The organism is Parabacteroides sp. AF17-3 (assembly GCF_003635445.1).
Lineage (GTDB): Bacteria > Bacteroidota > Bacteroidia > Bacteroidales > Tannerellaceae > Parabacteroides > Parabacteroides goldsteinii.
In genome coordinates, this window is record NZ_QTMM01000003.1 from 332548 (window position 1) to 348241 (window position 15694).

Annotated in this window: 13 protein-coding genes; 3 read left to right on the forward strand and 10 right to left on the reverse strand. The window is 46.3% G+C overall.

All coding sequences use genetic code 11. From position 1 onward, the window contains the following. Positions 1-4: 4 nt before the first annotated feature. The 9 genes from DWW91_RS05765 to DWW91_RS05805 all read right to left on the reverse strand — a co-directional run bounded on the left by DWW91_RS05765 (position 5) and on the right by DWW91_RS05805 (position 11529). Complete coding sequence (locus tag DWW91_RS05765; protein ID WP_046145126.1) at positions 5-1807, reverse strand: c-type cytochrome; 1803 nt, start codon at positions 1805-1807, stop codon at positions 5-7. Next, on the reverse strand, positions 1807-4296 hold the full coding sequence (locus DWW91_RS05770; protein ID WP_122327214.1) for a hypothetical protein: 2490 nt from the start codon (positions 4294-4296) through the stop codon (positions 1807-1809). Before DWW91_RS05770 ends, DWW91_RS05765 begins: the two co-directional genes overlap by 1 nt. A 157-nt stretch (positions 4297-4453) precedes the next feature. Next, positions 4454-5149 (reverse strand): deoxyribose-phosphate aldolase, encoded by a 696-nt coding sequence (deoC, locus tag DWW91_RS05775; RefSeq protein ID WP_007657539.1) that lies wholly within the window; start codon positions 5147-5149, stop codon positions 4454-4456. Between the two features lie 12 nt (positions 5150-5161). After that, on the reverse strand, positions 5162-6196 hold the full coding sequence (locus tag DWW91_RS05780) for a zinc-binding dehydrogenase (RefSeq protein WP_086004296.1): 1035 nt from the start codon (positions 6194-6196) through the stop codon (positions 5162-5164). 20 nt (positions 6197-6216) lie between these two features. Next, the gene (gene xylB, locus DWW91_RS05785) at positions 6217-7740 is read right to left on the reverse strand and encodes a xylulokinase (RefSeq protein WP_010802357.1); all 1524 of its coding nucleotides are present in this window, start codon (positions 7738-7740) and stop codon (positions 6217-6219) included. A gap of 16 nt (positions 7741-7756) precedes the next feature. Continuing rightward, positions 7757-8236, reverse strand: a complete 480-nt coding sequence (locus DWW91_RS05790; protein WP_007657547.1) for a hypothetical protein — start codon at positions 8234-8236, stop codon at positions 7757-7759. After that, complete coding sequence (locus tag DWW91_RS05795) at positions 8233-8616, reverse strand: hypothetical protein (protein WP_046145124.1); 384 nt, start codon at positions 8614-8616, stop codon at positions 8233-8235. Before DWW91_RS05795 ends, DWW91_RS05790 begins: the two co-directional genes overlap by 4 nt. A gap of 21 nt (positions 8617-8637) precedes the next feature. Continuing rightward, positions 8638-9687 (reverse strand): SMP-30/gluconolactonase/LRE family protein, encoded by a 1050-nt coding sequence (locus DWW91_RS05800; RefSeq protein ID WP_010802359.1) that lies wholly within the window; start codon positions 9685-9687, stop codon positions 8638-8640. A gap of 195 nt (positions 9688-9882) precedes the next feature. After that, positions 9883-11529: a family 78 glycoside hydrolase catalytic domain gene (locus tag DWW91_RS05805; RefSeq protein ID WP_122327215.1), complete on the reverse strand. Its 1647-nt coding sequence runs from the start codon at positions 11527-11529 to the stop codon at positions 9883-9885. A 200-nt stretch (positions 11530-11729) separates the two neighbouring features. Here DWW91_RS05805 and DWW91_RS05810 point away from each other — a divergent pair, with 200 nt between their 5' ends. Continuing rightward, positions 11730-12287 (forward strand): glycosyl hydrolase, encoded by a 558-nt coding sequence (locus DWW91_RS05810; protein ID WP_233584425.1) that lies wholly within the window; start codon positions 11730-11732, stop codon positions 12285-12287. Further along, the gene (locus DWW91_RS05815; protein WP_122327216.1) at positions 12253-12930 is read left to right on the forward strand and encodes a hypothetical protein; all 678 of its coding nucleotides are present in this window, start codon (positions 12253-12255) and stop codon (positions 12928-12930) included. The genes DWW91_RS05810 and DWW91_RS05815 overlap by 35 nt, the downstream gene beginning before the upstream one ends. A 244-nt stretch (positions 12931-13174) precedes the next feature. Here the strand turns inward: DWW91_RS05815 and DWW91_RS05820 are convergent, their stop codons facing one another. Next, a complete protein-coding gene (locus DWW91_RS05820; RefSeq protein ID WP_007657564.1) occupies positions 13175-13450 on the reverse strand; it encodes an HU family DNA-binding protein in 276 nt (91 codons plus the stop codon). 747 nt (positions 13451-14197) lie between these two features. Here DWW91_RS05820 and DWW91_RS05825 point away from each other — a divergent pair. Further along, the gene (locus DWW91_RS05825; RefSeq protein WP_007657565.1) at positions 14198-15682 is read left to right on the forward strand and encodes a TolC family protein; all 1485 of its coding nucleotides are present in this window, start codon (positions 14198-14200) and stop codon (positions 15680-15682) included. The last annotated feature ends 12 nt before the right edge of the window (positions 15683-15694 follow it).

Consider the following 15694-nt stretch of genomic DNA (forward strand, 5'->3'; position numbering starts at 1 on the left):
TTGATTATAAAGATAATACGTATTCTGCCAGGTCATTCAGTTCGTTTTCAGATAATACTTCTGCCGGAGCATGTATTTTCAGCATTTCCTGCATTGTGTAAGCACGTCCGTCGTATAAATAGGGGGCTGTTCTCCATACTTCGTTCAGGGCGGGAACATCCATTTTGACATGCTCGTCCGGTCCGTTGGTCCAGCTCACTTTATATTGTTTCATATCTGTGTAGTAAGTTCCGGAATGGCAGGAAGAACAATCTTTCTCAAAATGAGCTTTGCCTCTCTTTGCCGCTTCCGACAGGTTGCCGTTCACCAGTCGGGGACTGGGAACCGGGGATAACGATTTCAGATAGGCATCGATAGCCGGAGCTACTTCTTCGGTTGAAGCTGAGAATAAAATATATTTGATTCCCGAAACAACTGCGGTCTCTGCATCTTTACGGATTCCGGTGACCATACAGGGCGGTGTCTGATGGGAGAGGACTAACGTCTTGGTGTTCTTAGGATTCCCCATTCCATCATTCAGCAAGTCCCAGTTCAGTCCGTCCATCCGGGCATCATTCGGATGACAACTGGCGCAACTCTGCCATCCCTGGAAACCGATCGATGCGTCATGGAAATACATGTCGCCTTTGCCTGTTTGAGTGGAAGCGAGAGGAGTACCCAATGAAGAAGAAGTCATCTCTTTTCCACTCTGATTGAAGGCTACAAGTTCACCGGTGTAGTAATTTGCCGTATATACTTTATCCGAAGTGACGTGTAAGGCCCGGGGACCTTTCCCCTGTGTTTTGTAAAAATCGCGGATACCGTATAAGAAGCCGGCGTCATCCCGGATATGTGCATAATCTTTTGTCGAGGGAGTTGCTTTTCCCCCTTCTTTTACCTGTGCCAGACGGTTATGCAGCATCGCTCTGTCTATACAGGCCAGTTCGTGGGTACCGGAAATTGCCACCCATATTTTGCTGTCGTCCGGTGAAACAACGACATTCCAGGGATTTGAGGCTCCTTTCTGGGGAGTATCCAGCAGAACAGTGTTTTCCACTTCCTGTGAATGCAGGTTGATGATAGATAAAACGTTGGTACTCATCCATCCCCGGTCCACCTGATTGGTCGGGAGTTGGTAGCGTGCCAGCAAATGGACGGCATATGCATAGTCGCCTTTACTGTCTGTAGCCAGGGTTTTTACATCAGTCGAACCGTTCGGGAGTTGTAATCGTTTCACTACCTTTTTGTGGTTCACATCCACAATATCCAACTGACAGGCAACCGGATAAGCAAGCGACGACATTTCCGGCAGGTTATTGGCTACCAGCAGCATGCTGTCGTTTGCAAATGAGACGAGGTCTACCGGTTCACGTCCAACGGGAATTCGGTTCAGTACTTCTTTTGTTTTCGGAGAGACTTCCCAAAGTTCATTATTGAAACGTTGCGTAGTCCACAAGGATGCGGTTTGTTTATTGAATAACAGGGCGGAGGGCGTATGTCCCAATCGGGTATCCGATATGACGGACAAATCTTTTCCGTTCAATTCGCACAGAGAGCCGTCTACACCGTCACACACTACCCAGATATGCTGGTCAGGTGTTTCCGCCAGATCGTTTGCTGGGGCGGGCAGTACCGCTTTTGTCCCGGTTTTATTGAAATTGGCGTCGATGAGGTATATTTCTTTTTTATCCCGGTTTGTCACCAGGAGTCCGCCTTGCTTTCCGGCACTCCATATATGGTCCGGAGCAAAAATATCATCTCCGCTGCATCCGGTCAGGATGGTCAGGGAGAGACAGGCTATGTAGGTCCAGTTTATTTTCATGATCATTACTTCTTAGCTTTTAATGATTGAAGATACTGGCGGATATTTTCTTTTTCCGCAGCACGGGATGTCTCCCGTTTCTTCTCATAATAAGTATAATACTCTTTTTCTTCCTGTGTCCAGTTATTCGCTTCCCGGTAATCGCCGATGAACGGTACACACAGGTCGATCCATAAAGCGATCGTTTCTATTTCCTCCTTGCTCAGTTTGCAGCCGCCATGCCCGTTTTCAAGTCGCTTGATCAGATTACTTGTATTGGAACCTGCAAAATAAGGGGCAAGTAAAGTCGGCTCGGATAAATTGCTGATCCAGTTCACTTCCGGATGATGGGCGTCTCCCTGCCAGGAGTCGTTATCTCTGGTCATTTGACGGGCATGAGTCAGGTTCAGGTAAGAGTCTGAGAATTTACGCTTCGTCTGCTGGTCTACTACTTTTAATTCGCCTTTCAGGCTTAGCTTGCTTTTTACCCCGTCGTGGCAGGAAATGCAATGAGCGTCCCAGATGGGCTGCACTTCTTTGATATAACTGAAACAACGGTCGCCGATACCTTCCGGCTCGATCTTTTGGATACCGGTGTTCATCGCCATAGATACCGGATGCGAGGCTATCGGAACGGTGTTTTTATGTTCATGACAGCCCACGCAACTCTGCGTTTCTCCCGGTTGCAGTGTCGACCAGCTGCGCATGGTTTGCACAACCCGGTTGTTTTCGTCTAATGCCTGAAAATAAAGCGGAGTACGGCAAGGAACTTTAAAGAAAGCCGAACCGTCGGGATTAACATCGACAGTTCCCAATATCCGTTTTACATCCCAGCTGGCGTTGCCGACACCTACCGGAGAGAAAGCATGTCCGGCACCACCCGCATCAAAACCGAAAGCAGCACCGATACTGGCTACCCGGTAGATGGGTTCTACAATTCTCAGTTTTTTGATCGTTCCGGGCTGAACACCTTTCAAGCCGTTGCCTTCATAGATATTTTGCATATAGTAGACACCTTCCTCTTTTGTGTAATCCACATTGTCTACGCGCTGGAAAGGACGTTCACGTTCGGACAACAAGACCGGTTGGTTGCAAGATATGCTGGCGTCTGAAACCAGCAGTTCCCGTTCACCGGACGGTGTCATCCAGTAAATACCGAATTCCATCGGATGACCTACATGGTAACCTAATGGGGTATAGGATATTAAAAACTCCTTTTCATTCAATGGGTAAGGATGCTGGAACTGGTCGGCGAACTGCCCGTAGGCGTCGATTTTTACGGCTTCCGGTTTCCGGAGCGGGGCAACCAGCATGACGCCTTCATTCTCGTCACGTCCGGCTTCCGGGTCGATGATACATAGTTTGCCATGCTGGGGAGTGTGATGTCCCAGGATTGTCGCCATCACTTTCCGGGTTCCGGGGATTTGCCGGGTGTGGGTGAGTGTGGTTGGGAAAAAACTGTTCCCGCCATAGTATTCCGCTTGTCCGGTACCGTCCGGATTCATCTGGCAAAGCGGTTGCATGAATACCTGGCCACGGTCATTGTATTCCCAGCGGGTATAGACAACCCGTCCGTCATCGAGCAGTGTCGGGTTTGATGTATGTACCTGGTCGAAACCAACCTGGCGCATATAACGTCCTTCACGGTCGCAGAGATAGAGGTTGCTGACTTCGACAGTCCAGCAATCCACTGCACTTCCGTTGCGGGTCGAATTGAACAGAATGTTTTCGTCGGGCAGATAGATCGGCTCTATGTCGGCAAATCCCAGACCTGAAGTGATTTGTTTCAGTTTCCGCGACGGCATCTCCATTTCATAGAGATGAAAATCATCCTCCTTTTGTGATTTCTTCCAGGCAAAGAGAATATGTTTACCGTCGAAATGAACATCCGGATCCCGGAAGACACCGGCTGTATCTTTTAATAAAGTTTCTTCCTTTGCCCAGATCCCGTCCATTTTGAAATAAGCCAGCTCGCCACCAGCAAAGAAGTTGCATTCTGCGCGGGCATCCGACAGACCTTCCGTATAAGCGAAAAAGGAAGGGCGAAGTGTGCGGAATTTGGTAAACACGACTTCGGGAGTGTTTTTTATAAAGGATGCCAGCCGCTGTTCCCTTCTTGCTTTACAGGCATCCAGATAGGCGGATAAAGCCTGTGTTATGCTTTCCGGCGTGTTGGTTACTTTGGTTTCCTGCTGTAATTTTTGCAAACGCTCTGAAATTTGTTCGGGCAATGTTATGTCAAACCATTTTACATCGCTTCCATCCTGTAGCCACCAGTCGTAGTAAACCGGATAGTGGTGATAGAAATGCAGATGTGCCTCCCGGATCAGGGTGGCAGTACTGTCTTTTGAAACAAGACCTTCGGTTGCCTTTATTTTATTAAACCGGTCTTGTATGTCTGTTATAAATTCCTGTTTGTCGGCGGGATAGTGGTCCTTATATACTTTTTCCTTGTTCTGGCAAGCTGCCAGAATGAGGAGCATAAGTCCTAATCCTATTTTGTGTAAGTTATTCATATATATTACTCCCTTCTTTGTTATTATTGGTTTGCCGGAATTGGCAAACGGAAGTCATTTTTCCCCACTTATTTTTTCTTTGTGGGGAAAAAGTCCCACTAGTGTGGGGAATAATCCCCTTTGCAATGGGGAATTATCCCCATACTAGTGGGGATTTTTACTTAATAGCACTTTTATAAGCCTCCACAATAGTAACTCCACTGGATGTGCCGATGCGGGTTGCTCCTGCCTTGATCATGGCTAAAGCAGTATCGAGGTCGCGGATACCGCCAGCCGCTTTTACTCCGATTTCCGGACCAACAACACGGCGCATCAGGGCTACATCTTCTACAGTCGCACCGGCTGTTCCAAAACCAGTCGAGGTCTTAACAAAGTCAACTCCAGCCTCTTTGGCTATCCGGCAGACTGTTTCCTTTTCGGCATCCGACAGATAGCAGGTTTCCAGAATCACTTTGCAGATAACGCCTGCCGGTCTACAGATAGCAACCATCTCTTCGATTTCTTTCTTTACAATATCCAGGCGGCCTTTTTGTAACGCGCGTACATTTATTACTGTATCTATTTCCGTCGCGCCTTTAGCGATGGCGTCGCGTGTTTCGAAAGCCTTGCATTCGGTCGTGGTCTGTCCTAACGGAAAGCCGATGGCTGCACCGACACGGACGGGCGAACCTTCCAGCAGTTTGACGCAGGTTTCTACTTCCGCCGGATTGATGGCAACCATGGCGAATTCGTATTTGCGTGCTTCGGCACATAGTTTCTCAATGTTTTCTGCTGTGCCGAAAGGTTTCAGGAAAGTATGGTCGATCATTCCTGCCAATTGTTTTACTGATAAGTTCGCTATTATTTCGTTCATGATAAATGATGTTTAGAATGTTAAAACTGTTTTTATAACTTCGTTACGTTTTACGGCTTCCAGGGCCTCGTTGATTTGTTCTATTTTAAAGCGGTGGGAGATGAAGTCGGATGCGGACAGCCGGCCTTCGCGTATCCATTCGGTCAGCGCTATCATTGCCCGTTTCTCTTCCGAACGGGTCGGCCAGCGGTGGATGAACAGGTTGAAATTGTAAGGAGCCTGGTCCAGGTCGATCGTCGGATTCTTTGTCATTACGCCATATACACAAATATCTCCGGCCATTTTTATAAGGGGTAGGGCCGAATGAACGATGGAAGGCAGGCCGACAGCGTCGATGACCGTATCGTATGAACGATTTGCGGCAGCGATAAATTCGGGTGTCGCAATCTCAGCCGGCGTATAGCCATTATCAGCACCCATTTGTCTGGCTAGTTCCAGTTTGGCAGGTAGCATGTCGACAATATCCACTTGTCCGAGACCGAATAGTTTGCCGAGTTTCACAAAACTCAATCCGACAGGACCGGCACCGAATACCATCACTTTCTTTCCCGGTTCCAGGCGGAAGTCTTTGAATGCACCCACTATTTCACGCCAGGTACAGGCAATGACTGCTTCTTCCGGCTGTATATCGGCCGGTATTGCATTCTGTATTTCGAAGCTGTCCCAGCAGCCTTGTTCCTGAGTGGCAAGGCCTTCTTCCTGCAAAACTTCGAAATCGTTTACTACGACATATTCACAGAAACCGCCCCAGGCACTGTTCAGCCCCGGTGTCGTAAAGGAGGCATTCAATCCGCCGATTACCCTGTCGCCTACCTTGAAATTTCGAACTTTACTTCCGACTTCTATTACAATGCCGACATTTTCATGGCCTAAAGCCATCGGGAACTGATCTGCCCCCGGAAAATGTCCGGCTATCAGTTTGCTGTCGGTGGCATTGCACAAAGCGACCATTTCTGTTTTTACGAGGGCCTGGTACGGAGTGATAACAGGCATATCTATTTCCCGGATTTCTACTACGCCGGGAGCTGTTGCGATTACGCTTTTCATTTTTCCTTTCATATTCATTCTTATAGATTTAAATCCGACAGGTCTGTATAAACATCTTTCAAATGCTCGTACGTCCGGTCGAAAACAGCTATTAATTCTTTGTATTTCTCTACATTGGCGGGGATAGGGCTGATCTTTTTGTCGATATGGATAAACCGGTCGGTTACACTGAAATCTTTGAATAAGCCGGCTCCGATTCCTGCCAGGATGGCGGCGCCCATGGAGGTCGCTTCTTCCAGATAGTTCGGGATTTTTATTTCAGTCTGATAAATATCGGCCATCATCTGCTGCCAGATCGGATTTTTAGCACAGCCTCCTATTACCGTCATATTTTCTACGGGGACGTGGTTGCGGAATATATTGACGATAAGTCCCAGGTTCAGGGTGATGCCTTCCATGACGGAACGAAGCATATCGCCATGCGTGTGTCCTACCGTCAGTCCGATAAAAGCGCCTTTGGCATTTACGTTCCAGCGGGGAGAACGTTCGCCCATCAGGTAAGGCAGGAACAATAGTTTGTTGGAGCCTACCGGAGATTTCCGTATCTGTTCGTCAATCAGTTCGTACACATTCCCTTTCCTGATTCTGGCTTCTTCCTGTTCAAACAGGCAGAGTTGCTGCACCATCCAGTTATAGGAAGCGCCTGCCGTCTGCATAGTTCCCGACGGATGCAGCATGCCCGGTACGACATGCGCCCAGTTCATGGTACGGCGTTGTTCGTCTACAACCGGCTTTTCTACTGTCAGGGCAACCCATGAGGAGGAGCCCAGATAATTGTAGGATGTTCCCGGGGCTACACAACCTACGCCGACTCCGGCACAACTGCCGTCGCCTCCTCCGCAGATAACCGGTGTACCTTTACGGAGTCCGGTGGCTTTGGCTGCTTCCTCCGTTACTTCTCCTATAACATCAATAGAAGAACGGACTTCCGGGAAGAGGGAGATATCCAGTCCTGCTGCTTCTATGATCTCTTCGCTCCATGACCATCTGTTCAGGTCGTAGGCGTTTGTTCCGGAAGCATCTGACGGGTCGGTGGCGATCGTACCGCAAAGGCGGAAATTGATGTAGTCTTTTGCATTAAGCATTTTGTACGTTTTTGCAAAAACTTCCGGCATATGTTTTCGTATCCACATTAATTTTTCTATTGAATAGGAAGCACTGATACGGTGTCCTGTTATTTCATAGAAATGAAGCGGGTCCATTTTTTCATACAGGAAAGCTTCTTCCTCCTGTGAACGCTGGTCGCAGTACAGCAGGTGTGGAGAAAGCGGATTCCCTTTTTTATCGATACATAAGCATCCCATCATCTGGCCGCTCAGGGCAACTCCGGCGATCTCTTCGGGTGATACGAGTTGAAGTAATGCATTTGTTGTTTCTGTTATGGCTTTCCACCAGTCGGACGGATCCTGTTCCGCGCGGTTACCGGCGGCATAAACAGTCTGGTAGGAGGCGACACGGGATGCAACCAGCATGCCTTCTTCATTGAATAAAGTGGCTTTGTTGCCACTTGTTCCTAAATCGTGTGCAATGACGTATTTTGCCATGGTCTTTGAATTTTATTTATAATGCAGCATTCGTATATCCGGTCAGTCCGACCAGGATGCCTCCTGCTATCCCCCCGGCAATAATGACGGCCCAACGTGGAAATGCCTCTTTCAATAATCCCAAACGTGTCCCTCTGGGAGCACAGAGTGTATCACATACGACAAATCCCATAGCGATGGCCCAGCCCATATCCACCCAGGGAGCACTTCCGCGGGCTCCCTGATGGATGAGGCTGAATTGCATGGGTAATCCGTTTACATCGGTAGCTAAACCGGTGGAGAAACCGAAACCGGGCAATTTGTGATTCACCAGCCAGAATGTTCCTATAATTAAGGCGGCCGCAATAAATCCTCCTTTTGCTCCAAAATCTTTCACCAGTTTGGGCCAGCAGAATATAACTGTAAAAGTGACGGCGAAAGAACCGAATATACTGGTTATGATACCGGCATTGTACATGCCGAACAATTCATTGTAAGTTTGTAACCATTCGCTCATACTGCATCCTCCTCTTTTGACAGGCGATTACCGCATGAACGCATTATCCAGATGGTTATTCCGGCTAAAGCACCTCCGATCAGACAACAAAGCAAAGTGGGGGCAGCCAGGAAAAACTGAGTGAAATCACCCTGGAAACGGACGATTCCCCAGGCTATGCCGGCAGAGCCGATACACCATCCCTGGTCCAGCCATATTTTTCCTTCCGGATTTAATATGGCTCCGTTATAATGGTTCATGTACCACATGATCCCGATAATAAGGGTAGCAGCCAGCCATCCTCCCATTAAACCGTATGTTTTCCAAAGTTCCGGCCAGATGCCGAAAGCAAATCCTCCGCATATTGCCGAACCGGCAAATGTAGATAAGTAGTGTTTCATGATATTTAGGTTTATGATCTGTTAGTTCAATTGTAATTTAGCTAGTGTAAAAGGCTTGTCGTGTTTGGTATTTACTTTGTCGGGACCTGTCACGATGTCGAAGCAGGATACAATCACCTGGCCGTTCCAGACGATCGGTTCTCCCGGCTGGTCCAGACCACCGTCGCTACCGTCGCAATCCGGACTTTGGGCGATACGCTGAATGCGGCCGTTCTTGTCTATACGGGCCACTGCATTTTCAGAAAAGTCGGCTACCCAGATATTTCCGTCGTCATCCATGCACATTCCGTCGGTGGTGCGTAGTTGTGACGGGTCTTGTGCCCATATCTCATTTCCGATAACGTTGCCTTTGGGATCCATGGTTATTCGGTGAATGGTGCCGTCTCCAAAATTTCCTACATATAAATTGTCTTTTTTATCGAATACGATTCCGTCCAGTCCGTACTGAACTGCTTTGTTTTTCGTAATGACGGTTGTGAGCAGGTTCTTATCTGCTTTTGTATTGGTTACTTTTATATTCTTATCGTTCTTGTCGAAGCAATAGACTCCGCTTACCAGTAGTCCGGACGGATCCTGGATGGAGGAGAGGGAGCTTTGTGTTACATATAATTTCCCATTTCTGAAGCGGATGCCGTTGGGGTGTTCCATACCGGTGGCTACTTCGATAACTTCTTTCAGTTCGTAGCCATCTAATTTTAAGCATAAGATTCGGCCTTTGTTCCTGGCCTTTTCAGCTCCGCTCCATCCCTGGTTGTCACAAATAAATAAGTTTCCTTCATCATCGAAGGTGATTCCCATGGGAGCAGCCCAACCTGTTTCTTCTAATATGGGTACATTCATCCATTTGCTGATTTTCCCGTCTTTAGTAATCCGCATCAGGCAGGCTGGTTTCGACAAATCGGCAAAGTTCGGACAAGCTAGGATCAGGTCGCCATTTGGGGCAATTGCCATTCCGTCGGGTGTCGGACAATCATCCGGCAATTCCATGAATAGTTCACTTTTTTGCATTGCCGGTGTACAAGCTCCCAGGAATGCAGATAATAAAACTGATATTAAAAACACGTTCTTCATGATATATAGATTTTTCATTGGCAAAGAAATATAATTCTGCCCTGAAAGAGTTTCATCTATCGGTCAAAAGCTTTCAATATTCGGTCAGTGAATGATTTGTGTTGTTGTAAGGTGTTGATATTTAGTAGCCTGATTGTATGAGGCTTTTATATGCCGGAATAAATCTAGATGAACTTTTTCAACGTGTATTTGAACTTATTCCTGAAATATTTCCGGATATTTCCGGATGAAATACGTCGGTGTACAACTCCAGGCATGGCAATAGCTATTGACCGGGAAAAAGTTGTATGGAGATAAAAACTCATTTTTAGGATCATAAACTTCCCAGAATGTATCAGCACCTTTGTGGATCATTCCTCCCCAGTATTCTGCTACTTCATTTCGGGCTTCTTGCGGCATTCCGCTTTTGATCAGGGCTTCAATGTAATAATGGAACAGGTAAGGGGCTCCCGGAGTGCAGACATTCTCTGTTGTTTTCAAGGCTTTTAAAGATCGTTGGGCTTCTTTTTGTGTAGGTATTTCTCCCAGTATCATCCATATCTGGGAAGCATAAGAAACCTGATCATTCAATTTGCCTGTGAATAAACCCGTTTTTGGATTGTAGAAATGCTTTCGGGCAGCTTTTTTCATCTTTTTGATGAGTCCCGGAAGTTGGGCGACCTCATTTTCTTTGTTCAGTAATTTTGCCAGTTCATAGGTCTCTTTGAAAGCAAAAACAGTAACGCCATGAAAAGCTACTTCTCTATGTAATCCGTCTTTCCAGTCGAAGAATATCCACCATTCACGGGATGCCCGTTCGTAATCCATTGTTCCGTCATCCTGCAGGTATTGGTAAGCTGATTCCAATTGTTTTTTTACAACGGGCCAAAGGTCCTCAGCCGTCTCTCTGTCTCCCGTTTCCTGCAAATAGTCTTTGAGGGTAACGCCAAACAGGAAAGAATAATCATATAAATGTTGTTTTGCCTGGGGCTTGGGCTCCCGGGTTTCAAAAACAGTTGCGTTTAGTTTTCCGTTATGCTCGCTTAGTCCGGCCAGCAGGTAGAGGCAGCGTTTGGTCAGATTGTATTGTTTGAAGGAATAGTTGTTAGCCAATGCTTCCAGATATAAGTCGCCCAACCACAGACGCTGATCCCTTTTGGGACCGTCTTCGTAAACGGTTTGCATACATTCTTTCAGGGTATTTAAACTAACCCGGTCTATGTCTTTAAATATCTGTGGCGTGGCAGCCGATAATTCTCCGGGCGTATTGACGGCAGAAGTAACAGCGTCGCATTTCATTCCGGAAATACAGAAGTCATATCCGGGAGGAGTCGCGATAAGTTCTATTTTTACATATCTGAAGGATACACGGCGTGGAATGGTGATCGTTGACGGCATTGTCATCATGGTGACTATTTCATCTTGTAACCACGCACGGCTGAGTCCTCCCTGATAAGGATCGAAAGGTGTTACCAGTTCAGAAGGAACTTCTCCGAATGTCAGTTTGAAGCGTGCCGGTGCGTCTGCCTCGGCTTTTAGTAACTCCGTGCTGAAACTGAAACTACCTGTTATGTGCTCTCCGAAATCGACAATGACGGCTTTTGTCTCCTTAAAAGAGTTATCGTAGAGTGTATTTATAGGTGCTGTTTGCTCTGCTTTGTATTGCTGGAAAGCATTTTCATCTTTTATTATATGTACTAAACCGACCGGCTTTTTTTCTGTAACGGTCAGTTGAGGAATGCTTTCTTTTGCTTTTTGTAACCAGGATGCCCGCTGGCTGGCATAAAAATCTTGTCCGTAGACTGTTATAAAACAACTGGCAAGTAAACAGTTTAATATAAGTGTTTTTAAGGTCGTTTTCATGTTTCTATAAAATATGAATAAGTGTTTTATCAAAAGTATTCTTTCTTATAAATAGTTGATAAAATTACTATTTACCGGGTGGATGTATGTTGTATTATTGATATTAAATGTTACAAAAATGACACAATGGTAAGGGTTGAATTATTTTATCTTTTTCGTGTTGGGAATTCCTTTTATGCAAGGATGCCGGTTTATTGACAGTGGAGAAAATAAAGATGACGGGCGACCAGAGTAACCTTTCCGGTGTGACCCATTCGATCCTGCACGGTTTTAATTATAGTCCGCTGGAAGTGCCGTTCCCCGGTTGGATCATGTACGGCGCATTTCTGAACGAACGGAATAGCTGGTGGCCTTATTTCAATTTATGGGCGACCTATAAAAGCCGGGTATCGACTGTCCTTCAGGAATCCGATTTCTTTGCTGATATTGCCGTGATGCATCCGCTGGCTGATATGTGGACGATACACGGACCACAGCGTGATCCGTTCCCCAGCCTGCATTATCCGTCTTATCAATATCATGTGTGGGAAGCAATTCATCAGAACGGAAATAGTTGTGACTACATAAGTGAGAATATCATTCAGCAAAGTAGTTTCAAGAAAGGCAATCTTGTTTTCAATAACAGGAAATATAATACATTGATGCTGCTGGAAGTTGAGTCGATGATGCCGACGACAGCAGAAACACTGGTTGAATTCGTTAAAGCCGGAGGTAAACTGATCTTTGTCGGTAAAGAACCATTTTATTACGAATTGTAATCCGGAGGATGAAATACGGATACAGGCAACATTTGAGGCGAATGGCAGAACACCTTGGTTATGGAATCCGGAAACAGGCGAACGGACACCTTATCCGGTCTCTTCCGGTTCCACTTTACAGATCGACCTGGGGCCGGCCGCATCCAAACTGATTGTTTTTGAGGAAACGAAAGGCGCGAAGATCTCCATTCCGGCTTTGCCGCTTCAGAGTTCGTCTCCGCTCGAACTGAACGGATGGACGGTCAGAATGGCGCATGTCAATGGCGAGTCGGCCAAACGTGAGCTGGATACGTTGGTGGATTTCTCTGCAAACCCGGAAACACAATCGTTTTCCGGCGACCTGTATTATGAAAAGACGGTCGATAATGCAGCCGGATTCAATTACCTGGATTTAGGGAAAGTATATGGCGTTTCGGAAGTAACCCTGAATGGGGAAAAACTGGGATGCAAATGGTATGGAAACCGTGTGTATCAACTGCCGGAACATTTAGCTAAGGCACCGGTCAAATCATTGCAGATAAAGATCACGACAACTGTCGGTAATTATCTGAAGGGTACGCCTGAAAACAAAATAGGGCAGGCATGGACCCATCATCAGAAATGGGCACCGACAGGTATGCTGGGCCCCGTTAAATTAATGTAACATCAGGAATAAACGGATAATGTCTTTTTTTGTCAACTGAAAAATGTTTCTCTTTTATTTTCTTGGCATTCTCTCATCCCTCATTGCAGCATTATAGGCAGACCAGGCTACGATCACTGCATTATGACGTATATCGTCTAACACCAGACGGTCGGAGATATTCTGTTCGCAGGGGACGGGACCGGCTTCTTCCAGTTTATGGAAATTCAGTCCCGGAACGCTGTAACTACCGGAATGTGCAAAATTATTTGTTCAGCGCCTTTATCAGGTCTGAGCCGGCGCGGAACTTGACGGAGGTACGCGGCTTGATCATCACCGGCTCTCCGGTCTGTGGATTCCGGGCGGGGCGTTCGGTCTGCTCCCAGGGCAGGAAGGTGCCGAATCCCTGGAATACGACCGTATCTCCCTCTTGCAGGGCTTCGGTGGTATTGTCAATGAAGGAGTTGAGTACCGCCTTTATCGCTGCTCTCGTCATGCCGGTGTCTGCGGCTATTTGTCCGATCAATTTACTTTTATTCATATACTACAGGTTTAAATCGTTTTTAGAACAAGTGTTCGGGATACTTGGCCGGAGACGTAGTTCTGCGGTAGAAGCAGGGTATAACTTTTCAGCATAATATCCTTTAAATCGGTATAAATACTCCGTTTTCAGGAGTATGGTTTACTTCTTTTTGTTCTCTGATATTAGTTAATATAAATTGTTCACTTTCTGTTCTTCGCCCTCAATCAGTGGATTAACTACCGTATTACCGGAAATACAGCGTATTCGATAATTTGTAGTAGGCCATTTTCTCTTATTTAATGGAGTTCGTTAAGAACTCAGGAAATTAGGGGGGCGCTATAGAAATAATGGAGTTATCCATAAACAGAAAGATTTAATTGTTGCAAATAAACCTGTAACAGCCAAGCCACTTGATTAAAAACTGCTTATTTCCGGCAAGATTTCTCCTTGTTTCCTCCCCTGCCAATTCCCTTGTGGTACTTTTACAGAACCCGGCTTTATCGCATTATCCTTGGTGGAAGAGGAGAAAAAGAAGAGAAAAGATGAATTTTATCGCATGTTTGATTGCTTATCCTCTGTATTTATTATCTTTGTCTCCATTAATAACAAAGTTCTTAACGAACTCTGTCCATTTTCCCTTCATAACTCCATTATCGGACATACTGTTCATTATCGGACACTATTCTTTTGTGTTATACTCAGAAAATCAATGATATATGTTTTTGGCATACCTTTTGCCTGTAGCATGGCAAAACATATATTACGATGAAAAAGATCTATATAGCCATTACTTATTTATTGCTGACATGCTTTGGTTTACAGGCCGAAGAACAAGATAATGTAGTCCGTCTGACTTTGAAAGATGCCATTACGCTGGCACAACACCAGTCTGTCGATGCGGCTGTGGCTCTGAACGAATTAAAGACGTCTTACTGGGAATACCGTACCCATGTCGCCGACCAATTGCCGGAGGTTAATTTTAAAGGAACGCTCCCCAGTTACAGCAAGCAATATTCACGTTACCAACAATCGGACGGAACCTATGCTTTTGTGCAGGACAATAACCTGTCGATGGACGGAGCGATCTCTATCGACCAGAATATCGCTCTGACAGGCGGTAAGATCTCATTGAACTCTTCTCTTAATTTCTCCCGCCAGTTGGGGCATGGTGCCTTCAATGAATATATGAGTGTCCCGGTCGGTCTGACCCTGACGCAACCTATCTTCGGCGTGAACGACCAGAAATGGAACCGCCGGATCGAACCTGTTCGTTACCAGGAAGCAAAAGCCGCTTATATTGAAAGCGTAGAGGGGGTAACCATCTCGACAATCGCTTACTTCTTCAATCTTCTGTTGGCGAAAGAAAACCTGGCAACGTCTGTGCAGAATCTGGATAACGCAAATAAACTGTATGATATCGCTATCGCGAAACGCAAGATCGGTCATATCTCTGAAAGTGAACTGATGCAATTGAAATTATCTGCTTTACAGGCGAAAGGTAAGTTGACGGAAGCGCAGTCGAACCTGAACGCCAAAATGTTCCAGCTGCGTTCTTTCTTGGGATTGAGCGAGGAAGATGTGATAGAACCGGTCATCCCCGAATCTGTCCCCGACATGCGGCTGGTCTATCAAGAAGTATTGGAGAAAGCCCAGGAAAACAACTCGTTTGCCAAACGCATACTACGCGAACAACTCGAAGCCGATTATGCAGTAGCGACGGCCAAAGGGAAACGCCGCGATATCAACCTGTTTGCTTCCGTGGGATATACAGGGAAAGACCGTGATTTCAGTGGCGCTTACAATCCGCTGAAAGATAACCAGGTGGTGGAAGTCGGTTTCAGCATCCCTTTGCTGGACTGGGGAAAACGGAAGGGAAAGGTTAAGGTTGCCGAATCCAACCGCGAAGTGGTTCTCTCCAAAAACCGTCAGGACCAGATGACATTCAACCAGAATATCTTCTTGCTGGTGGAGAACTTCAACAACCAGGCTGCCCAGTTGGAAATTGCGGAAGAAGCCGATGAGATCGCCCAGAAACGCTACCAGACATCTATCGAAACATTTATGATCGGCAAGATCAATATTCTCGACCTGAATGATGCCCAGCAATCGAAAGATGATGCCAAACAGAAGCACATACAGGAATTATACGGTTTCTGGAGTTATTTCTATAATGTCCGCAGCGTGACGCTTTACGATTTTCTGAACGACCGTAATCTGGATGCCGATTTTGAGGAAATTGTCAGAAAGTAGGTAACTTATTCG